Source organism: Bradyrhizobium sp. USDA 4353, assembly GCF_054063215.1.
The window spans coordinates 3,424,304-3,443,896 of record NZ_JBSSGB010000001.1; the positions used below are offsets into that span (position 1 = coordinate 3,424,304).

Sequence of the window (19,593 nt, forward strand, 5' to 3'; positions counted from 1 at the left end):
GATGATGACGCTGCGCCAGGTCGAGGTCATCCGCGCAGTGATGGTCACCGGCACCATCAACGGCGCGGCGCGGCTGTTGAAAGTGTCGGCGCCCGGCGTCAGCCGGCTGGTCAAATACACCGAGCGCTCGCTTGGCATCCGCTTCTTCCAGCGCCAGAACGGCCGCTACTTCCCGACCCCGGAAGCGCAAAACATCTTCGAGCAGATCAACAGCGTCTACGAGAAGGTCGACGATCTCAGCTACATCATCTCCAACATCGGCCGCGGCGCCCTGTCCGAGCTCCGCGTCGGCTCGGTGCCGAGCATTTCCCAGGTGATGGTGCCGCGCGCGATCGAGCGCGTCCGCCGCCGCTATCCCGATCTCGGCATCGACATCAACATCCTCAAGATCGAGGAGGCGATCGACTATCTGATGCTCGGCAAGGGCGAGTGCGTGGCGATGAGCTACCGGCTCGATCATTCCGGCCTGGACTTCATGCCGCTGGCCTCTGGCGAGCTGTTCTGCATCGTGCCTGAGGGCCACGAGCTCGCCGGCCGCAAGCAGGTGTCGGCGGCGGAGATGACGCGCTATCCGCTGATCGGCATCGATCCGAACGACCCTTACGGCCGCATCATGGCCGAAATCTTCGCGCGCAACAAACTCAGCTACAACATCTCGATCAAGGCGCGCTTTGGCACCACCGTGTGCGCGCTGGTGAAGGCTGGGCTCGGCATCGCCGTGATCGACCAGTTTACCGTCGCCCATGGCGGCTATCCCGGCATCGAGCTGATCAAGATCGCCGAGCCGACGCGCTTCGACACCTACATCGCCGTCAAGCGCGGCACGCCGCTGTCGCTCTATGCCGAGCACTTCATCGATTGTCTGCGGACAGAGATGCGCGCGCTCGAGCCGGGGCGCCGTCAGGCTGTGAAAGCCGTAAAAGCCGCGGCCGGCAAAAGATAACATCATGTTAGGTTCAGCGGATATTTGGGTAATTGTGTTAGGCGGCGGACGCGCTATCGTCCGCACGCCATTCCATCGCTCCCGCGGCGATCGCGCGAGCTGCAGACGAGACTGAAGCGAACGTGCCTGATCTTTCCGCACTCAAAGCCCGCAAATTCCTGACCGGCTTGATCGGTGCCCCGATCGCGCATTCGGCCTCTCCCGCGATGCACGAACATGCCGCGGCCGCGCTGGGCATGCGCTGCCACTATCAGCTGATCGAGGTCGCCGGCGCCGACCGCGCAGGCCTGAAGATGCTGCTGGAGGGCGTGCGTCGGATGGGCTTCGCCGGGGTCAACGTGACCTATCCCTACAAGGAAGCCGTCGTTGAACTGCTCGACGAACTCGCGCCGAAGGCGGCCGCGATGGGAGCCGTCAATACCGTCGTCGTGCGCGATGGCCGGCTGATCGGCCACAACACCGATACGACCGGCTTCGAACGCGCCGTGGCGCCGCTGATCGCTCAGTCCGGTCGCGGCGTCGTGTCGCTGATCGGGGCAGGCGGAGTCGGGAAGGCGATTGCCTTCGCACTTGCGAACCTCGGCGTTGCCGGCCTGCGCATCTTCGACACGGAGCGCGCTCGCGTCGAGAAGCTCACCAACTCCCTGCCAGCGGGCACTGAGGCGGTGATCGTCGACAGCGTCGAACAGGCGCTGCAGGGAGCCGTGGGCGTCGTCAACGGCACGCCGATCGGGATGCTGCCGAACCGCGGTACGCCGGTGCCGGATCATCTGCTGCGCGCCGATCTTTGGGTCGCCGACGCCGTCTACTCGCCGCTGTGGACGCCGCTGTTGAAGTCCGCAAAGGCCAGGGGGGCGCGAGTCCTGCTCGGGCGCGAGCTCGCGATCTACCAGGCCGCCGACGCCTTCGAACTGTTCACCGGGCTCGCGCCGTCGACAGAGGCAATGGGCGCTGCCTTCGACAATCACATGGCGGAGAGATATGCGGCGGTTGACGCCGCCTGAGCCGACCGCCAATACGCGGCGGAACAAATCGTTCAAGCAAGAAACGCAAACAAGCGTTTAGAGCAGAGGAGGAAACAACGTGAGATCGATCATCCTGGCTGGCCTGTGCTCGGCCGTGCTGCTGTCCGGAGCCGCTTACGCGCAGTCCGGCGCCCCCATCAAGATCGCCAACGTCGCCGAGCTCTCCGGCGGCGGCGCCACCGTCGGCAACAACTGGAAGAACGGGATCGACCTCGCCGTCGAGGAGATCAATGCCAAGGGCGGCATCCTCGGCCGCAAGATCGAGGTCAGCCACGCCGACTCGCAGTCGAACCCCGGCGTCGCGCGCGCGCAGGTGCAGAAGGCGCTCGACAACGAGCCCTACGTGCTGCTCGGGCCGGGCTATTCCGGCTCGGTGAAGGTCACCGCGCCGCTGGCCGCTGAAGCCGGCATCACCCAGATCATGGGCGGCGAGGCCGCCGAGCTCACGCAGGCCGGCAACAAGTTTCTGTTCCGCACCTCGTTCGGCCAGCAATCCTCGATGCCGAAGGTCGCGAAGTACATCAACGACGAGCTGAAGGCGAAGTCGGTCGCGGTGGTCTGGGTCAATAACGACTTCGGCCGCGGCGGACGCGACGTCATCACCAAGGAGTTCAACCGTCTCGGCATCAAGGTCGCTGCTGATCTCTCGACCGAGGCCGGCCAGGCCGACTTCGCCGCCGACGTCAGCAAGATCAAGGCGGCGGCACCTGATGCCGTGTTCATCTATGTCAACGAGGAAGAGAGCGCGCGCATCCTCAAGGAGATCAAGCGCCAGGGCGTGACCGCGCCGCTGATCGGCGAGACCACGCTGGTCGGCCAGAAGGTGATCGAGCTCGCCGGCGACGCCGCCAACGGTGCCCGCGGCCATGTCGGCCTCACCACCGATGCGCCGGTGGAAGCCGTCAAGGCGTTCCGCGACCGCTTCGTGAAGAAGTACAACTACGTGCCCGATCACAACGGCCTCAAGGGCTATCTCGCGATCTACATGGTCAAGGCCACGACCGAGAAGATGGGCAAGGTCGACTCCAAGGCCTTCGCCGATACGCTGCACGGCCTGACCATCAAGACCTCGACCGAGCCGAACATCCTGATGGATGTGACCTTCGACCAGAACGGCGACATCGACCGTCAGGGCTTCCTGGTCGAGGTGGTCGAGGGCAAGCAGGTCGTCAAGCAGGTGCTGCCGAAGCTGAACTAAGGACAACGGTCGATCGGCGGCGCTGGGATGGGATGCCTGACGCCGCCGTCACCCAAAGCTCACGGGGGAAACCATGTCCAATCTGCTCGACTTGATCGTGGCGGGCCTCGCCACCGGCGCCATCTACGCGCTCGTCGCCGTCGGCTTCACGCTGCTCTGGCAAACCTCGCAGACCATCAACTTCGCGCAAGGCGAGTTCGTGATGCTGCCGGCCTTCCTGATGCTCGCGGTGATGCATGTCGGTGCGCCGTTCTGGCTCGCCGTGCTCGTCGGCATCGTGTTATCGGCGCTGCTGCTCGGTCTCGGCTTCAAGATGCTGCTGGTCGATCCGATGCTGCGCCATGGCGTGCTGCCGTTGGCGATCGCCACCATGGCGCTGGCGATCGGGATCAAGGAGGCGGTGAAGCAGTTCTTCAGCGCCGAAGCCTCGCCGTTTCCCTCGATCGTGCCGGTCGGCGATGTCTCCATCCTCGGTCGTGCGATTTCGCTGCAAAGCCTCGGCGTGCTCGCCGTCGCGATCCTCGCGGTCGTGGGGCTGACCGCGCTGTTGAACCGCACCTCGCTAGGTCATCAAATGCAGGCTGCGGCGCAGAACCCCACCGTGGCGCGGATCATCGGCGTGCCGGTCGAGCGCATGATCATGCTGACCTTCCTTATCAACGCCGTGCTGGTGGCGCTCGCCTCGCTGCTGATCACCCCCATCTATCTGGCGAAGTTTTCCAGCGGTGAGGTGCTGGGGCAGGCGGCCTTCATCGCGGCGATCGTCGGCGGCTTCAACCAGGTGCGCGGCGCCATCGCGGGAGGTTTGCTGATCGGCGTCGTCGACAACCTCGCCGCCGCCTATGTTTCCACCCAGTATCGCGCCGCCGTTCCCATGGTGCTGCTGATCCTGGTCATCCTGTTCCGGCCGCAGGGTCTGCTTGGTCGCGCCGAGGAGCGCACGGTATGAGCAAGCACAGCAGACTGCTTCTCGCCGCGCTGGCTGTCGTCGTCATCGCCGGCCTGATCATTATCCCGATGAACTTCAACCGCTATGGCCTGTACATCCTGAGCCAGTGGGCGGTGATGACCATCGCCGCGATGGGTCTCAACCTGACGCTCGGCTATGCCGGGCAGGTGTCGCTGGCGCAGGGCGCCTTCGTCGGCATCGGCGCCTATGGCGCGGCGATCCTGACCACCCACGGCTGGCCGCTCATTGCGGCGCTCGGGCTGGTCATCGTCATCTGCTTCGTCGTCGGCTGGCTGCTCGGCTATCCCGCGCTGCGCGTGCAGCACCACTATCTCGCTTTCGTCACGTTGGCGTTCTCGACTCTGGCGTTCCTCGTGTTCCGCAACGAGAGCTGGCTCACCAACGGCATCTACGGCATCAGCAACATTCCGCGCCCGGAGATCTTCGGCTTCCCGACACGCAAGCCGCTGCCGTTCTATTATCTGTGCCTCGGCTCGCTCGGGCTCGTGACGCTCGCGATGTGGTGGCTGATCCGCTCGCCCTGGGGCCGCGCCTTCATGGCGCTGCGCGAGAACCCGATTCGCGCGCAGTCGCTCGGCATCGACACGCGCCGCTACACTCTCATGGCGTTCGCGATCGGCTCGGTGCTCGGCGGGATCGCCGGCGTGCTCTATGCGCCGCTGACGCAATATGTCGATCCCGTCCCGTTCAATCTGCAGCTCTCGCTCGATCTGCTGATGATGGTGATCGTCGGTGGCGCCGGCTTCATGCTGGGGCCGTTCCTCGGTGCGATGATCGCGGTGCTGCTGCCGGAATGGCTGCGCGTCGCGGAAGGCTACTATCTGATGCTCTACGCGCTCGCGGTGATCGCGCTGCTGATCTACTCGCCGACCGGCATTCTCGGCATTCTCGATCGCTATCTCAGCTCACGGCGCACCCAGGCGGCCTCGGCGCTGCGCGCCGCTGCGCAATCCAAGCTGGAGGCGGCGCAATGACCGCAGTCCTCGACGTTCGCGACGTCAAGAAGAGCTTTGGCGGCATCACCGCCGTCGATGGCGTCAGCTTCGACGTGCAGGAGGGCGAGATCCTCGGCCTGATCGGCCCGAATGGCTGTGGCAAGTCGACTTTGTTCAACTGCATCCTCGGCCAGCTCGTGCCGAGCGCAGGCGAGGTCAGGGTCGACGGCAAGCTCGTCACCGGGCAGCGGCCGGCGGAGCTCAATCGCCTTGGCGTCAGCCGCACCTTCCAGCTGCTGCAGGTATTCCCGAAGCTGTCGGTGCGCGACAACCTCATCCTCGCCGGCCAGGAGCATCGCGGCAGCATGCTGTCGCGCCTGTTCGGCCCGTCCGATGCGGGCCTCACAGAGACCGCCGACCAGATGATCGGCTTCTTCAAGCTGGAGCATCTCGCCAATGAGCCTGCCGGCGGCCTGTCCTACGGCCAGCAGAAGCTGCTCGATGCCGCCATGGCCTTCATGGGCGGTCCGCGGCTGGTGCTGCTGGACGAGCCCGCAGGCGGCGTCAATCCAACCATGCTCGGCGATCTCAAGGAGCGGCTGATCGCGATCAACCGCGAGCGTCGCGCTACTTTCGTCGTGATCGAGCACAACATGGAGTTCGTGATGTCGCTGTGCTCGCGCGTCATGGTCATGGCGGAAGGCAAGGTCTTGGCGATCGGCAAGCCCGATGAGATCAGGGCCAATCCGGCCGTGATCGAAGCCTATCTCGGACACTGACGGAGGCGGCCGTGAGCGACCCCATTCTCGACGTCCAGAACCTCGTCGGCGGCTACGGCAAGATGACGATCCTCAACGGCACCACCTTCTCGGTGCCGAAGGGATCGATCACCACCGTGATCGGCCCGAACGGCGCCGGCAAGTCGACCGTGTTCAAGGCCATCTTCGGCCTCTTGAAGCTGCGCGACGGCAAGGTCGTCTTCAAGGGCCGTGACGTGACGGGGCTCAGCCAGCGCGCTCTGCTCGGCGCCGGCATCTGCTACATCCCGCAGGGCCGCAACATTTTTGGCGAGCTGTCGGTGCGGCACAACATCGAGCTCGGCGGCGTGGCTGCGCCGGCCAGCATCGATCTTCCGGCTCGCGTGGAGGCGGCGCTCGATGTCTTCCCCGTGCTGCGCAAGAAGGCGGAGAGGCAAGCGTCCACACTTTCGGGCGGCGAACAGAAGCAACTCGAAATTGCCCGCGGGCTGCTGCTCGAGCCGCAGCTCGTGCTGATCGACGAGCCCTCGATCGGCCTGTCGCCGCTGATGGTGCAGCAGACCTTCGACATGCTGAAGCAGCTGCGCGACCGCGGCGTCTCGGTGCTGCTGATCGAGCAGAATGCGCGCTCGGCGCTGGAGATCTCCGATTACGGCATCGTGCTCGAGCTTGGCCGTACCCGGATCATCGACAAGGCCGACCGCGTGCTTGCCGATCCGCGCATCGGCCAACTGTTCCTGGGCGGCGCGATGGAGGAGACGGCGGCATGAACCAGCGCTCGATCGCAACGGTCTCCATCTCAGGCGCGCTCGACGAGAAGCTCAAGGCGATCGCCGCCGCCGGCTTCGAGATGGTCGAGATCTTCGAGAACGATCTCGTCGCCTTCGGCATGCGCCCGCGCGAGATCGGGCAGATGTGCCGCGACCTCGGCCTTTCGATCTGCGCCTATCAGCCGTTCCGCGATTTCGAGGGCATGCCGGAGCCGCAGCGCGCGCGCAACTTCATCCGCGCCGAGCGCAAATTCGACCTGATGCAGGAGCTCGGCACCGACCTCTTGCTGATCTGCAGCAACGTCTCGCCTCTGTCGCTCGGCGGCATCGACCGCGCCGCCGGCGATTTTCACGAGCTGGGAGAGCGTGCCGCCAAGCGCGGCCTGCGCGTCGGCTACGAGGCATTGGCGTGGGGCCGTCATGTCCATGACTATCGCGATGCTTGGGAGATCGTGCGTCGCGCCGATCACAAGGCGATCGGCGTCATTCTCGACAGCTTTCACGCGCTGGCGCCGGCGCTGCCGACCAACGCGATCCGTGCCATTCCTGCTGATAAGATCTTCCTGGTGCAGCTTGCGGATGCGCCGAAGCTCGAGCTCGACGTGCTCTCGTGGAGCCGACATTTCCGCAGCTTTCCGGGGCAGGGCGATCTGCCCGTCGGCGAGTTCATGGAGGCGATCGCCGCGACCGGCTATGCCGGGCCGCTGTCGCTGGAGATCTTCAACGATCAGTTCCGCGCCGGCTCGGCGCCGCGCACCGCACTCGACGGCATGCGCTCGCTGCTCCTGCTCCAGGATGATCTCGCCGGAAAGATGCCGGCCGCATCCGAGCCGCGGTTCGAACCGCGTGTGAAAAGCCACGGCATCGGCTTCGTCGAATTCGCCGTCAGCAAGGACAAGGCGGAGAAGCTCGGCACGCTGTTCGGCCAGCTCGGCTTCCGCAACACCGGGCGGCATCGCAGCAAGGCTGTGCAGCGCTGGTCGCAGGGTGCGATCGAGCTGGTGATCAATTGCGAGCCGGCGAGCTTTGCGCATTCGCATTACGTCACGCATGGTGCCGGCGTCTGCGCGCTCGCACTCGAGGTCGACAGCGCTGATCGTGCCATGGCGCGCGCGCAGTCGCTGAAGACACGCACCTTCACGCAGCCGGTCGGGCCAGGAGAGCTCGAAATTCCGGCGATCCACGGCGTCGGCGGCAGCCTGCTGTATTTCCTGGACACGCATGGCCGGCACTGGGACGTCGACTTCGAGGCCGTTGCCAGCGACAAGGCGCCCGACCGTCTCTTGGCCGTCGATCACATCGCGCAGTCGATGCCGCACGAAGAAATGCTGTCCTGGCTGCTGTTCTACGCGGGGATCATCGATTTCTCGCGCCTGCCGCAGATGGAGATCGCCGACCCCCGGGGCCTCGTGCAGAGCCAGGCGATCGTCAATGGCGATCGCAGCCTGCGCTTCATCCTCAACGGCTCCACGGCGACGCGCACCTTGTCGTCGCGCTTCATCTCCGAGTTCTTCGGCTCCGGCGTCCAGCATATCGCGTTTGCCTGCGACGACATCTTCGCTACTGTGGCCGAGATGCGCGCCCGCGGCGCCGGCTTCCTCGACATTCCCGACAACTACTACGACGATCTCGAAGCCAAATACGATCTGGCGCCCGAGACGATCGCGGCGCTGCGCGCCAACGAGATCCTGTACGATCGCGACGGCGACGCCGAGTTCTTCCAGGTCTACACCCACATCTTCGAGGAGCGCTTCTTCTTCGAGATCGTGCAGCGCCGCAACTACCAGGGCTTCGGCGCCCCCAACGCCGCGATCCGACTCGCGGCGCAGGCGCGCGAGGTCCGGCCGGACACGATGCCGCGGCTGTAGATCACGGCTCCGGCCGGATGCCCGGCAGTCTGGCGATCTCCTCGGCGAGATCATCGATCAGCAGCCGCACACGCGCGATGCCGGCGCGCTCCGGCACGATCAGCATGTTGAGAGGCGTCGATGACAAACGGTGGTCGGGCAAGATGACCGTCAGCCTGCCCGTCGCAATGAGATCGTCGACCAGCCAGGCATGGCTCGCTCCGATGCCGCGGCCAGCCAGCACGGCCTCCCGAACCCCTAAGCCGTGATTGGTGCGGAAGCAGCTTCTGAACGGCACCTCGTGACGTGCGCCGTCCGGCCCCATGAGGACGAGCAACTCGCTGCCCGCGACGTTGGTCATGCGGATGCCGTCGTGGCCGATCAGCTCCTGCGGTGTGCGTGGCGTGCCGCGCCTTGCTAAATAATCAGGCGATGCGACCAGCAGCCGGTGCGAGTGGCCGAGCGACCGCAGCTTCAGGGAGCTGTCGGTGAGCGGCGCCAGGCGCAGCGCGATGTCGACACCCTCGCGCACGAGGTCGATGCGCTCGTCGGTCAGGTTGAGATCGATCGCGATGTCCGGGTAGCGGTCCTGGAAGGCGAACACCAGCCGCGTGATGTGCAGGATGCCGAACGCCGCCGTGCAGGAGATCCGGATCGTGCCGGCGGCGGCGCCCCGCGCGCCGCGTGCCTCGTCGCCGGCCTGCTCGATGAGGCGCAGGATCTGCACGCAGTTCGCGTAATAGCGGCTGCCCTCGTCGGTCAGGGTCACGCGCCGGGTGGTGCGGCTGAGCAGCGGGACGCCGATCGTGTCCTCCAGCTCCTGCAGGTGTCGCGAGACGGTGGACTGGCCAATCCCGAGCTCGCGCGCGACCGCGGACAGACTGCCGCGCTCCGCCACCCGGACGAAGCTGCGCATATTGACGAGACTGATGTCTGACTTATCCATAAATCGGCATAATGTTATCGATATACCACGGATAGCGGATGAGTGGGCGGGCGTCTATGTTTTGGCGAGTTCCACAGAGGATCCAGCCATGAACGTCCTGCTCGTCTTTGCCCACCCCGAACCCGGCTCGCTCAACGGCGCCCTGCGAGACGTCGCCGTCGCCGAACTCCAGGCCCAAGGCCATCAGGTAAAGGTCTCCGACCTCTACGCCATGGGCTGGAAGGCCGCCGCGGATCGTGCCGACTTCCCGCAGTTGCCGATGGATGCGCGCCTGAACGTCGCCGCCGCGTCGGGAGAGGCCTTCAAGACGCATACGCTCACCGACGACGTCCGAGCCGAGCAGGACAAGCTGCTATGGGCCGACGCTGTGATCCTGCAGTTTCCGCTGTGGTGGTTCACGATGCCGGCGATCCTCAAGGGATGGGTCGACCGGGTCTATTCCTACGGCTTCACCTACGGCGTCGGCGAGCACAGCGACAAGCGCTGGGGCAACCGCTACGGCGAGGGCGTCTTTGCCGGCAAGCGTGCGATGCTGGTCGTGACCACCGGCGGCTGGGAGGAGCATTATTCGGAGCGCGGCATCAACGGGCCGATCGACGACCTCCTGTTTCCGATCAACCACGGCATCCTGTTCTATCCCGGCTTCGACGTGCTGCCGGCCTTCGTCGCGCACAAGGCCAGCCGGATCGACGAGGCCGGCTTTGCTGATATCGCCGAGCGGCTGCGCGGGCGGATGCGGAGGCTGTTCACGGACCAGCCGATCCCATACCGGCAGCAGAACCACGGCGACTATCTGATCCCGTCGATGCAGCTGCGGCCCGAGCTCGGCGATGCGGATGCGCGCGGCTTCGCCCTGCATGTGGACGCCGCACGATGACGCGTGAGGGCGCGGAGCTGATCAGCCCGCCCCCATCGCGACCGCAATATGGTAGGTCGCAAAGGCTGCCGCATAGGCGAGCGCGAACATGTAGACGAAGGTCACGGCCATCCAGCGCCAGCTTCCGGTTTCGCGGCGGATGACGGCGAGCGTCGAGGCGCATTGCGGGGCGAAGATGTACCAGGCGAGCAGCGCCAGCGCGGTGGCGAGGCTCCATTTGGTCGCGAGCACCTGGCCGATCTGCTCGGCCGCCTCCTTGCCGCCCTCGATCGCATAGACGGTTCCGAGCGCAGCAACCGCGACCTCGCGGGCGGCCATGCCGGGCACCAGCGCAACCGCGATCTGCCAGTTGAAGCCGACCGGCGTCAGCAGCGGCGCGATGGCCTGGCCGATCATCGCTGCCAGGCTGTAGTTGATCGCGGGCTCCGTGGCGCCGTCCGGCGGCTGCGGGAACGACGCCAGGAACCAGATCAGCACCATCATCGCGAAGATCGTGGTGCCGGCGCGCTGCAGGAACATCTTGGCGCGGGTGTAGATGCCGATCGCGATGCCGCGCAGCCTGGGCAGCTTGTAGTCCGGCAGCTCCAGCATGAACGGCGCCGGCTGGTAGTCGCGCATCATGAAGAACTTGACCAGGAACGACACCAGGAGCGCGCTGACGATGCCCGCGGCGTAGAGCCCGAACATCACGAGGCCCTGCAGGTTGACCAGGCCCCACACCTTGGTCGGCGGGATGAAGGCCGAGATGATCAGCGTATAGACCGGGATGCGCGCCGAGCAGGTCATCAGCGGCGCGATCAGGATCGTGGTTAGGCGGTCGCGGCGGTTGTCGATCACGCGCGTCGCCATGATGCCGGGGATGGCGCAGGCGAAGCTCGAGAGCAGGGGAATGAAGGCGCGGCCGTGCAGGCCGGCGCCGCCCATGATGCGATCCATCAGGAATGCGGCGCGCGCCATGTAGCCGAAATCTTCCAGCAGCAGGATGAACAGGAAGATGATGATGATCTGCGGCAGGAACACGATGACGCTGCCGACGCCGGAGATCACGCCGTTCTGCAGGAAGCTCTGCAGCAGGCCCTCGGGCAGCTGGTCATGCACGAGCCCGCCCAGCGCGTCGAACGCCGCCGACAAGAGCTGCATCAACGGCTGCGCCCAGGCGAACACCGCCTGGAACATGATGAAGAGGATCGCGAAGAGGATGAACAGGCCGCCGACCGGATGCAGCGCCACCGCATCGATGCGGGCGGTCCAGGTGTCCGGGCGCTCGGGCAGGCTGACGGTCGCCGCGATGATGCGGTCGGCCTCGCGCTGGGTGGCGCGCAGCTCCGGCACGGTGAGGGGACGCCAGGTGTTGGCACGATCGCCGGTGGCCGCGGCGGCCTGGGACAACAACTGGTCGGTCAGTTGCAGCAGGTCGTCGGTGCCGCCCTTGCGGACCGCGATCGAGGTCACGACCGGCACGCCCAGCGCCTGCGACAGAGCGTCGACGTCGACCGTCACGCCGCGGCGCTTGGCGATGTCGAACATGTTGAGCACCAGCGCCAGCGGCCGGCCGGTGCTCTTGAGCTCGAGAAGGAGACGGATGGTCAACCGAAGGTTGGTCGAGTCGGCGACGCACAAGACGAGGTCCGGCAAAACCTCGCCGGTGGCGCGTCCGAGCACGAAATCCCGGGTGATCTCCTCATCTGGACTGCGGCCGCGCAGAGAGTAGGTGCCAGGAAGGTCGACCAGCGAGACCTGGCGCCCTTGCGGCGTCACGAACGCGCCCTCTTTGCGCTCGACAGTCACGCCAGGATAGTTCGCGACCTTCTGACGGCTTCCCGTCAGAGCGTTGAACAGCGATGTCTTGCCGCTGTTGGGTGTTCCCACCAGGGCCAGATGCAGCAGAGGGCTTTCCATGACGACGCTTTCCGCGGCCTATGCCACGATGACGGCCATGGCCTCGCGCCGGCGGACCGCGACGGTGATGTTGTCGACACGGACGGCGATCGGGTCGCGCCCGACGATCCCTTCATGCAGAATCTCGACCCGGGCCCCTTCGACGAAGCCCAGTTCGATCAGTCGGCTCTCCAGCTCGACATCCGGCAGCGACGACGTCGTGCCCTCAGCCGCAAGATGCTGGATTGTTCCGGTATAGCCCCGCCGGGCCAGACCGAGCGGCAGAGGCGGCCGTGTCTCGCAGATTTCGCTCATAGCCTGTATTTTCAATCGCGTGCCAAGAGGTCAAGCGCGGCATGTGCAATGCCGCGGCATCTTAGAGCGATTTTAAACAGACCGGGCCGGCCGCCCTCTGATCTGCCTCAAGGAGCCGCAGCGGAGGCCGCGTGCCGGCTGTCCACCGCCGCCTTGGGCTCGATCCCCGAAGAGGCCGAGGACGCCGCGGCGCGGCTCTTGAAGTGGTCGAGCACGAACAGACGGATCGCCGAGGACAGGTTGCCCTGCTGGCGATTGTTGTCGATCTCGCCGACCAGCTCGGACAGGGTCATGTTCCGGAGACCCGAAATCTCCTTCATGCCATTCCAGAAGGCCTCTTCGAGGCTGACGCTGGTCTTGTGACCTGCGACCACGATTGAACGTTTTACGACGGGCGACTTCATCACGCGTCCTCGCCATTGATACGATGTTGATCGAGTAATTCGTTCGCGCGCTTGTCGCGTTGTGCGTCAGTTGCGCGTTCGGACTTCGTCCTGCCAAAGCGAGCGCGGTTGCTTTCGGCGACCTTTGCTGCCTGATCGCGCTCAACGCGCTTTCTGAAACGCTTCAAATTGATGACGTCCCCCATGCTTGCTCCAATCATCTAAGGCATCGAACATCGTAGTGAGAGAACGTGCGCGTCGCGCAGATAGACCTAGGCGTTCTCGAGACAATCACGTCGTCGCTCCCTGATAGTTCGATAGCCGTTCGCGTCGTTGCGAGCTGGTGTCTTAGTCACCAAACGCAGCAGAACTTGTAGTCGAGACTAACCTTTAGGGGTTAACAGCGAGAATTGCATCACCCCCCGTAGTACTACGGGACTACCGTCACGCTCGCCCGGGGCGCGTCATCTTCTCGGGCTTCACGAGCATGTCGAACTCGTCGTCAGAGACGAAGCCGAGCCGCACTGCTTCCTCTTTCAACGTGGTGCCGCGATGATGTGCTGTCTTCGCCACTTTTGCTGCGTTGTCGTAGCCAATCTTCGGCGCGAGCGCCGTGACCAGCATCAGAGAACGCTCCATCAGTTCGCGAATCCGTGTTTCGTCGGCCTGAATGCCGACCACGCAATGTTCGCTGAATGAACGGGCGGCATCGCCCAGTAATTGTATGGACTGCATCATGCAATGTGTGAGCAATGGTTTATAGACGTTCAATTCGAAATGGCCCTGGCTGCCGGCCAGAGTAATTGCGGTCTGATTCCCAAACACTTGGCAGCATACCATGGTCAGTGCCTCGCACTGAGTCGGATTTACCTTGCCAGGCATGATCGAGGAGCCCGGCTCATTCTCGGGCAGGATGAGTTCGCCGAGGCCCGAGCGCGGGCCCGATCCCAGCAGGCGGATGTCGTTGGCGATCTTGAACAGGCCGGTCGCGGCCGCATTGATCGCGCCGTGCGCATAGACATAGGCGTCGTTCGACGCCAGCGCTTCGAACTTGTTCGCGGCGCTGGTGAAGGCAAGACCGGTGAGGTCGGCGACATGCCTGGCGAACAGGGCCGCGAATTTGGGATCCGCATTCAGGCCGGTGCCCACGGCGGTGCCGCCTTGGGCCAGCGGCAACAGGTCGCGTGCGGCCGTCTCGATCCTGGCGATGGCGCTCTCGACCTGCGCGGCATAGCCGGAGAACTCCTGGCCGAGCGTGAGCGGGGTCGCGTCCTGGGTGTGGGTGCGCCCGATCTTGACGATGTCCTTGAACGCCTCCTGCTTGGCGCGCAGCGCCGCCAGCAGCTCCGTCAAAGCCGGCACGAGATGGCCGGAAATCCCCCGCGCTGCGGCGATATGCATCGCCGTCGGGAACGAGTCGTTCGACGACTGGCTCATGTTGACGTGATCGTTCGGGTGCACGGGCTTCTTGGTCCCGCGCTCGCCGCCCATCAGCTCGCTGGCGCGATTGGCGATCACCTCGTTGAGGTTCATGTTGGTCTGCGTGCCCGAGCCGGTCTGCCAGACGACGAGCGGAAAATGGTCGTCGAGCTTGCCCGCGATGATCTCCTGGGCAGCCTGGATGATGGCGTCAGCCATGGCAGGCTCGATCAGCCCGAGCTCACGGTTGGTGCGTGCGGCGGCGAGCTTCACCAGCGCCAGCGCGTGCACGAGACCCAGCGGCATGCGGTCATGGCCGATGCGGAAGTTCTGGCGGCTGCGCTCGGTCTGCGCACCCCAATAGCGGTCGGCGGCGACCTCGATTGGGCCGAAGCTGTCGGTCTCGGTGCGCGTCGGCGCTGATGATGAACTGGCTGATTTTGTCATGAAGCATGCCCATAATTGGTGGTGAACCGGGTTTGACCGGTTCAAGCATGCTTCAATCTATGTGCTCGCGAGCCGTTCCGGACGCGGCGAATGCGCCTATTTCTTGCGGAAGCGGTCGAGACGGACGACTTCGGCGCCCTCGCTGGGGCCTGCCGGAGGCTCAGGCTTGTCGTCGCTCGACTCGGCCGCCGGTGCTGCCGGCAGCGGCGCAACGACGGCAGGGGCGGGGGCGGCGGGAAGCTTCGGGCTCGCCGGCGTTTCCGCGATCGCTTCCGAGGGCTCGAACTGCAGTCCGAACTGGACCGACGGGTCGAAGAAGCTCTTGATGGCGTGGAAGGGCACCACCAGCCGCTCCGGGACGCCGCCGAACGAGAGGCCGACCTCGAACCGATCCTCCGTCACCACCAGGTCCCAGAACTGGTGTTGCAGGATGATCGTCATCTCCTCGGGATACTGCGCCAGCAGCCGTGGCGACAGCTTCACGCCGTCGGCCTTGGAGATGAAGGTGATGAAGAAATGATGCTCGCCGGGAAGGCCGTGGGCGGCGGCATCGGTCAGCACCCGGCGCAAAACCCCGCGCAGCGCGTCGCGCGCCAGCACATCGTATCGAATATGATCGGTCATGATCGGTCCTGTATTCTGATGGGCCGTGCCCATGCCGGACGACCGCGCCCGATTGGCTGCAGCGCTCCGACTCGCATTCCGTTGCATCGTAGCCCGGCCGGGCGCCGAGGTCAGCAGCCAAGCGAGGCCGCCGCAAGATATGGGGCGCGGGAACGCAGGCGGGAGTCCGGATAACGAACGATTCGACGGACCGTGAAGCAAATATGCCGCAGGAGAAGGTAAAGTGGAGGCTTCTGTTGCCAGGTGCCTCCGAACCCCGCCTAACGGAGCTTAACCCGTTAGGACTTTAAGGTGGTCTTTCAAACTGCGTTACGCAGCCTGAGCAACCGGAGCAAAGTTGTCGTTGGCAACTATTGCAGTAGCCCGATAACGGCGGAACAATACCGGGAAAAAGCTCGCCCTTTACGCCCTCGTCGATCCTATTTCGCCCCCGCCAAAACCCGTCTCAGTCACTTCCTGATCGGGTCGGGCTTTGGTGGAGGCGCCGGGTACCGCCCCCGGGTCCGAATGGTTTATTTCGACGGCGATTTATTTCCATAGCCGGCAAGCCGGCACCTCCAATATAGGCTGCCCGCCGGCGGATGCACAGGGCCGAGACGCCCCGATCGGCGACAAAAATGTGGGTCGTTGCCCGGAACCGTCCGTTCCGGCTTGGCAGGCGCGATTTCGTGCTCCTAGATTGCCCAATGCCTCCCGAGATCGCGCCGGCTGCTGCTCCCGCGGCCGACATCGTCCAAACTCCGCCCAGCCTTGGCACCCTGTTCTTCGCCTTCGCGAAAATGTCCCTATCGGGCTTCGGCGGCGTGCTGGTGTTCGCGCGGCGGGCGATCGTCGACGAGCATCGCTGGATGACGGCGGAGGAGTTCAACGAGACGTTTGCGCTCTGCCATTTCCTGCCCGGGCCGAACATCGTCAATCTCGCGATGGTGTTCGGCGCCCGCTTGCGCGGGATCGCGGGTGGCCTTGCGGCCTTCGCCGGCCTGCTCGTGCCGCCGATGCTGTTGATCACGCTGCTCGGAGCCCTCTATGGGCACTTCGGACAGGCCGAGGCGCTGCGGCGAGGGCTTGCGGGCGTATCCTGCGTGGCGGTCGGGCTGCTGGCGTCGGTGGTGTTCCGGATGCTCACGCCGCTGCTGAAGAAGAGCGATGTCGTCGGCCTCGTCGTCATGGCCGCCGTCTTCATCGCCATCGGTCTGGCGCGGCTGCCGTTGCAGGAGGTGCTGCTGGTCGCCGTGCCGCTCAGCCTCGCCATCACCTATGCCCGGACGAGGTGGGCGCGATGAGCGGGGACGACAATCCGCTCGCCCAGTTGTTCTGGACCTTCGCGCTGATCTCGCTGTTCGCGGTCGGCGGCGCCGTGGCGGCGATCCCGGAATTGCACCGTGTCGCGGTCGATGTCCGGCACTGGATGACCGACAAGCAGTTCGCCGATGTCTTCGCGCTCTCGCAATTGTCGCCGGGGCCGAACGTCCTGATCGTGACCTTGATCGGCTATTCTGTCGCAGGCGTCGCGGGTGCGGCGGTTGCGACCCTTGCGATGTGCGGTCCGACGGCCGTTCTGTCCTATGTCGTCAGCCGCTGGCTGTCGAATGCGCGAGGCGCGCGATGGCCCGCTTTGGTGCAAGCGGCCCTGGTGCCGCTGTCGATCGGCTTGATGGCCGCCAGCGCATGGATTCTCGGTCTCGCCTCCGATCAGACATGGCGCGCATTCGCGCTGACCGTCGTCGCCGCTGTCGTCGCATCGACGACGCGCCTCAATCCGCTCTGGCTTTTGGCCGCGGGCGGCTGCCTTGGTTTCGCTGGCCTTCTCTAGGGAAAGCCGCTAGCAAAACAGCTGCGGGTCCGATTGCTTCGGATCGCCGAACGAAAACAGTGCCGGCCATCAAGGCCGGTCGGGGGAGGGCGGGGACATGGCCGAGACCACGGGCCAGTTGTCAGGTGGAGTGGCAGACGAGCCGCGGGCGCGCAGCATCACCGGCGCATCGATCATTCTGGCGCTGGCCTTCGCGCCGCAATTCATCGAGTTGCTGATCGGATTGGCCGGACTGATCGCGCCGCTCTCCGGACGCGGTCCGCTCCAGGTCATCGGCGCACATGTGTCGGCCTTGTCGACCGCGCTTCCGGGCCTGGCGCAGCAATATGCCGCAGGCGGCAAGGTCTCGCTGTCTTCCGACATCCTGCTGGCGCTGATCTACACCTATCCGCTGATCGCAGTGGCCATGTTCACGTTCATGGTGCGTCCGCGCGCGCCGCAGGATTATTTCGGCGGCGTCGTGCTGATGGCGATCGCGCTGTTTGCATTGTGGGCGTCCAGCGATCTGCAGGGCATGCGCGGCTTCTCGTTCGGCCCCGGAACGGCGCCGCAGATGTTCGGTCTGCTGCTGCTCGGGCTCGGAGCTGCCATCGCCGTGATCGGCCTCGTCACCCCGGGCGCGCAGCTTGCGACCTATCACTGGCGCGGACCTCTGTTCGTGTCGCTTGCAATCCTGACCTTTGCGGTCTCCATCCGGCCGCTCGGACTTCTGATCACGGGGCTCGCGAGCTTCCTGATTGCCGCCATCGGCAGTCCGGAGACGCGCTGGCGCGAGGCGTTGATCGTCGGCGTCTGTCTGACCGGCGCCTGCGCGCTGCTGTTCCCATACGTGTTGGGGCTGCCGATGCCGCTGTGGCCGCGTTTCCTTCTGCAGTGAGGGCGTGATGGATCTGTTTGCAAATCTCGCCCACGGCTTCGGCGTCGCGCTGTCGCCGATCAATCTCCTGATGTGCCTGATCGGGGCGCTGGTCGGCACGCTGGTCGGCGTTCTCCCGGGCATCGGCACTATCGCGACTGTCGCGATGCTGCTGCCGATCACCTTCGGCCTGCAGCCGGTCGGCGCGCTGATCATGCTGGCCGGCATCTATTACGGCGCCCAATATGGCGGCTCGACCACCTCGATCCTGGTCAACATTCCCGGCGAGGCAACGTCGGTCGTGACCGCGCTCGACGGCTTCCAGATGGCCAAGCAGGGCAGGGCCGGCCCGGCACTGGCGATCGCCGCGATCGGCTCATTCTTTGCCGGCTGCGTCGCGACCGTGCTGATCGCGATCCTCGGCGCGCCGCTGACCAAGCTCGCGCTGGCATTCGGCCCTGCGGAGTATTTCTCGCTGATGGTGCTCGGCCTGATCTTCGCGGTCGTGCTGGCCAAGGGCTCGGTGCTGAAGGCCATCGCGATGATCGTGCTCGGCCTGCTGCTGTCGATGGTCGGCTCCGACATCGAGACCGGCGCGTCGCGCATGGCCTTTAACATTCCCGAGCTTGCCGACGGCCTCGGCTTCGCCACCGTCGCGATGGGCGTGTTCGGCTTCGCCGAGATCATCCGCAACCTCGATGCCGGCGCGGAGATGGACCGCGATCTCGTGCAGAAGAAGATCACGGGCCTGATGCCGACGCGGAAGGATCTCAGCGATTCCACGCCGGCGATCCTGCGCGGCACGGTGCTCGGCTCGATCCTCGGCATCCTGCCGGGCGGCGGCGCTGTCATCGCGTCCTTCGCGGCCTATACACTGGAGAAGAAGCTTGCGCGCGATCCATCCCGGTTCGGCCGCGGCGCGATCGAGGGCGTGGCGGCGCCGGAGAGCGCCAACAACGCAGCGGCGCAGACCTCCTTCATTCCCTTGCTCACCCTCGGCATCCCGCCGAATGCTGTCATGGCACTGATGGTCGGCGCGATGACCATTCACGGCATCGTGCCGGGCCCGCAGGTGATGCAGAAGCAGCCTGACCTGGTCTGGGGCATGATCGCCTCGATGTGGATCGGCAATCTCATGCTGATCATCATCAACCTGCCGCTGGTCGGCATCTGGGTGCGGCTGCTCCGCGTGCCCTACCGGCTGATGTTCCCGTCGATCGTGATCTTCTGTGCGATCGGCATCTACTCGGTCAACAATGCGCCTGTCGACGTCATCCTGGCCGGCGCGTTCGGCCTCGTCGGCTATTGGCTGATCAAGCACGATTTCGAGCCCGCGCCGCTGCTGCTCGGCATGGTGCTGGGGCCGTTGATGGAGGAGAACCTGCGCCGCGCGCTGTTGATCTCGCGCGGGGACTGGTCGGTGTTCGTGACGCGGCCGCTGTCGGCCGTGCTGCTGGCGATCGCCGCGGGTCTCCTGGTGCTGGCGGTCTTGCCGACCTTGCGCCGCAAGCGCGACGAGGTGTTCGTCGAGAGCGAGGGCTGAGCCTGCGTCGGCACGCCGCAGGCGGAAGTCGAATCGACCTCGGACA

Annotated in this window: 20 protein-coding genes and 1 other RNA gene; 13 read left to right on the top strand and 8 right to left on the bottom strand. The window is 65.3% G+C overall.

Annotation, left to right across the window (positions count from 1 at the left end):
• The first annotated feature begins 1 nt into the window (after position 1).
• From ACVILH_RS15050 to ACVILH_RS15085, 8 genes are all read left to right on the top strand, one after another.
• Complete coding sequence (locus ACVILH_RS15050; RefSeq protein ID WP_456713591.1) at positions 2 to 943, top strand: LysR family transcriptional regulator; 942 nt, start codon at positions 2 to 4, stop codon at positions 941 to 943.
• 122 nt (positions 944 to 1,065) lie between these two features.
• Positions 1,066 to 1,947, top strand: coding sequence for a shikimate dehydrogenase (locus ACVILH_RS15055; RefSeq protein WP_456713592.1), 882 nt, complete (start codon positions 1,066 to 1,068; stop codon positions 1,945 to 1,947).
• A gap of 79 nt (positions 1,948 to 2,026) precedes the next feature.
• Complete coding sequence (locus tag ACVILH_RS15060; RefSeq protein ID WP_456713593.1) at positions 2,027 to 3,166, top strand: ABC transporter substrate-binding protein; 1,140 nt, start codon at positions 2,027 to 2,029, stop codon at positions 3,164 to 3,166.
• A 73-nt stretch (positions 3,167 to 3,239) separates the two neighbouring features.
• Positions 3,240 to 4,115, top strand: coding sequence for a branched-chain amino acid ABC transporter permease (locus tag ACVILH_RS15065; protein WP_456713594.1), 876 nt, complete (start codon positions 3,240 to 3,242; stop codon positions 4,113 to 4,115).
• Positions 4,112 to 5,110, top strand: a complete 999-nt coding sequence (locus ACVILH_RS15070; protein WP_456713595.1) for a branched-chain amino acid ABC transporter permease — start codon at positions 4,112 to 4,114, stop codon at positions 5,108 to 5,110. Before ACVILH_RS15065 ends, ACVILH_RS15070 begins: the two co-directional genes overlap by 4 nt.
• Positions 5,107 to 5,850, top strand: coding sequence for an ABC transporter ATP-binding protein (locus tag ACVILH_RS15075; RefSeq protein WP_456713596.1), 744 nt, complete (start codon positions 5,107 to 5,109; stop codon positions 5,848 to 5,850). The genes ACVILH_RS15070 and ACVILH_RS15075 overlap by 4 nt, the downstream gene beginning before the upstream one ends.
• Positions 5,851 to 5,861: 11 nt before the next feature.
• Positions 5,862 to 6,599 (top strand): ABC transporter ATP-binding protein, encoded by a 738-nt coding sequence (locus ACVILH_RS15080; RefSeq protein ID WP_456713597.1) that lies wholly within the window; start codon positions 5,862 to 5,864, stop codon positions 6,597 to 6,599.
• Positions 6,596 to 8,467 (top strand): bifunctional sugar phosphate isomerase/epimerase/4-hydroxyphenylpyruvate dioxygenase family protein, encoded by a 1,872-nt coding sequence (locus ACVILH_RS15085; protein ID WP_456713598.1) that lies wholly within the window; start codon positions 6,596 to 6,598, stop codon positions 8,465 to 8,467. The genes ACVILH_RS15080 and ACVILH_RS15085 overlap by 4 nt, the downstream gene beginning before the upstream one ends.
• Before the next feature lies 1 nt (position 8,468).
• Here ACVILH_RS15085 and ACVILH_RS15090 read toward each other — a convergent pair whose 3' ends face one another.
• Complete coding sequence (locus ACVILH_RS15090) at positions 8,469 to 9,392, bottom strand: LysR family transcriptional regulator (protein ID WP_456713599.1); 924 nt, start codon at positions 9,390 to 9,392, stop codon at positions 8,469 to 8,471.
• Between the two features lie 88 nt (positions 9,393 to 9,480).
• Between ACVILH_RS15090 and ACVILH_RS15095 the strand changes: the two genes are divergently transcribed.
• Complete coding sequence (locus tag ACVILH_RS15095; RefSeq protein WP_456713600.1) at positions 9,481 to 10,269, top strand: NAD(P)H-dependent oxidoreductase; 789 nt, start codon at positions 9,481 to 9,483, stop codon at positions 10,267 to 10,269.
• A 21-nt stretch (positions 10,270 to 10,290) separates the two neighbouring features.
• On the opposite strand, the gene feoB is transcribed toward ACVILH_RS15095, so the two are convergent.
• From feoB to ssrA, 7 genes are all read right to left on the bottom strand, one after another.
• Positions 10,291 to 12,168: a ferrous iron transport protein B gene (gene feoB / locus ACVILH_RS15100; protein ID WP_456713601.1), complete on the bottom strand. Its 1,878-nt coding sequence runs from the start codon at positions 12,166 to 12,168 to the stop codon at positions 10,291 to 10,293.
• An 18-nt stretch (positions 12,169 to 12,186) separates the two neighbouring features.
• Positions 12,187 to 12,462 (bottom strand): FeoA family protein, encoded by a 276-nt coding sequence (locus tag ACVILH_RS15105; RefSeq protein ID WP_456713602.1) that lies wholly within the window; start codon positions 12,460 to 12,462, stop codon positions 12,187 to 12,189.
• A gap of 107 nt (positions 12,463 to 12,569) precedes the next feature.
• Entirely contained in the window at positions 12,570 to 12,866 is a 297-nt protein-coding gene (locus ACVILH_RS15110) for a ribbon-helix-helix domain-containing protein (protein ID WP_006615022.1), read from the bottom strand.
• A complete protein-coding gene (locus ACVILH_RS15115) occupies positions 12,866 to 13,051 on the bottom strand; it encodes a DUF4169 family protein (RefSeq protein ID WP_035648592.1) in 186 nt (61 codons plus the stop codon). The genes ACVILH_RS15110 and ACVILH_RS15115 overlap by 1 nt, the downstream gene beginning before the upstream one ends.
• A 238-nt stretch (positions 13,052 to 13,289) precedes the next feature.
• Positions 13,290 to 14,711 (bottom strand): class II fumarate hydratase, encoded by a 1,422-nt coding sequence (fumC, locus tag ACVILH_RS15120; RefSeq protein WP_456713603.1) that lies wholly within the window; start codon positions 14,709 to 14,711, stop codon positions 13,290 to 13,292.
• Positions 14,712 to 14,807: 96 nt separating this feature from the next.
• A complete protein-coding gene (locus tag ACVILH_RS15125; protein ID WP_456716984.1) occupies positions 14,808 to 15,338 on the bottom strand; it encodes an SspB family protein in 531 nt (176 codons plus the stop codon).
• 219 nt (positions 15,339 to 15,557) lie between these two features.
• Positions 15,558 to 15,927, bottom strand: a transfer-messenger RNA (tmRNA) gene (ssrA, locus tag ACVILH_RS15130).
• Positions 15,928 to 16,021: 94 nt separating this feature from the next.
• Between ssrA and ACVILH_RS15135 the strand changes: the two genes are divergently transcribed.
• The 4 genes from ACVILH_RS15135 (at position 16,022) to ACVILH_RS15150 (ending at position 19,547) form a co-directional block, all read left to right on the top strand.
• Positions 16,022 to 16,618 carry a chromate transporter gene (locus ACVILH_RS15135; protein ID WP_456713604.1) on the top strand — a complete coding sequence of 199 codons (597 nt, stop codon included), beginning with the start codon at positions 16,022 to 16,024 and terminating at the stop codon, positions 16,616 to 16,618.
• Positions 16,615 to 17,148: a chromate transporter gene (locus ACVILH_RS15140; RefSeq protein ID WP_456713605.1), complete on the top strand. Its 534-nt coding sequence runs from the start codon at positions 16,615 to 16,617 to the stop codon at positions 17,146 to 17,148. Before ACVILH_RS15135 ends, ACVILH_RS15140 begins: the two co-directional genes overlap by 4 nt.
• Positions 17,149 to 17,245: 97 nt before the next feature.
• On the top strand, positions 17,246 to 18,025 hold the full coding sequence (locus ACVILH_RS15145; protein WP_456713606.1) for a tripartite tricarboxylate transporter TctB family protein: 780 nt from the start codon (positions 17,246 to 17,248) through the stop codon (positions 18,023 to 18,025).
• 7 nt (positions 18,026 to 18,032) lie between these two features.
• Positions 18,033 to 19,547 carry a tripartite tricarboxylate transporter permease gene (locus tag ACVILH_RS15150; protein WP_456713607.1) on the top strand — a complete coding sequence of 505 codons (1,515 nt, stop codon included), beginning with the start codon at positions 18,033 to 18,035 and terminating at the stop codon, positions 19,545 to 19,547.
• Positions 19,548 to 19,593: the final 46 nt, after the last annotated feature.

Coding starts and splice junctions, on each gene's coding strand:
- ACVILH_RS15050 (WP_456713591.1), top strand. CDS start 2: ATGATGACGCTGCGCCAGGTCGAGGTCATCCGCGCAGTGATGGTCACC.
- ACVILH_RS15065 (WP_456713594.1), top strand. CDS start 3,240: ATGTCCAATCTGCTCGACTTGATCGTGGCGGGCCTCGCCACCGGCGCC.
- ACVILH_RS15070 (WP_456713595.1), top strand. CDS start 4,112: ATGAGCAAGCACAGCAGACTGCTTCTCGCCGCGCTGGCTGTCGTCGTC.
- ACVILH_RS15075 (WP_456713596.1), top strand. CDS start 5,107: ATGACCGCAGTCCTCGACGTTCGCGACGTCAAGAAGAGCTTTGGCGGC.
- ACVILH_RS15085 (WP_456713598.1), top strand. CDS start 6,596: ATGAACCAGCGCTCGATCGCAACGGTCTCCATCTCAGGCGCGCTCGAC.
- ACVILH_RS15090 (WP_456713599.1), bottom strand. CDS start 9,392: ATGGATAAGTCAGACATCAGTCTCGTCAATATGCGCAGCTTCGTCCGG.
- ACVILH_RS15095 (WP_456713600.1), top strand. CDS start 9,481: ATGAACGTCCTGCTCGTCTTTGCCCACCCCGAACCCGGCTCGCTCAAC.
- feoB (WP_456713601.1), bottom strand. CDS start 12,168: ATGGAAAGCCCTCTGCTGCATCTGGCCCTGGTGGGAACACCCAACAGC.
- ACVILH_RS15105 (WP_456713602.1), bottom strand. CDS start 12,462: ATGAGCGAAATCTGCGAGACACGGCCGCCTCTGCCGCTCGGTCTGGCC.
- ACVILH_RS15110 (WP_006615022.1), bottom strand. CDS start 12,866: ATGAAGTCGCCCGTCGTAAAACGTTCAATCGTGGTCGCAGGTCACAAG.
- ACVILH_RS15115 (WP_035648592.1), bottom strand. CDS start 13,051: ATGGGGGACGTCATCAATTTGAAGCGTTTCAGAAAGCGCGTTGAGCGC.
- fumC (WP_456713603.1), bottom strand. CDS start 14,711: ATGACAAAATCAGCCAGTTCATCATCAGCGCCGACGCGCACCGAGACC.
- ACVILH_RS15135 (WP_456713604.1), top strand. CDS start 16,022: ATGCCTCCCGAGATCGCGCCGGCTGCTGCTCCCGCGGCCGACATCGTC.
- ACVILH_RS15140 (WP_456713605.1), top strand. CDS start 16,615: ATGAGCGGGGACGACAATCCGCTCGCCCAGTTGTTCTGGACCTTCGCG.
- ACVILH_RS15145 (WP_456713606.1), top strand. CDS start 17,246: ATGGCCGAGACCACGGGCCAGTTGTCAGGTGGAGTGGCAGACGAGCCG.
- ACVILH_RS15150 (WP_456713607.1), top strand. CDS start 18,033: ATGGATCTGTTTGCAAATCTCGCCCACGGCTTCGGCGTCGCGCTGTCG.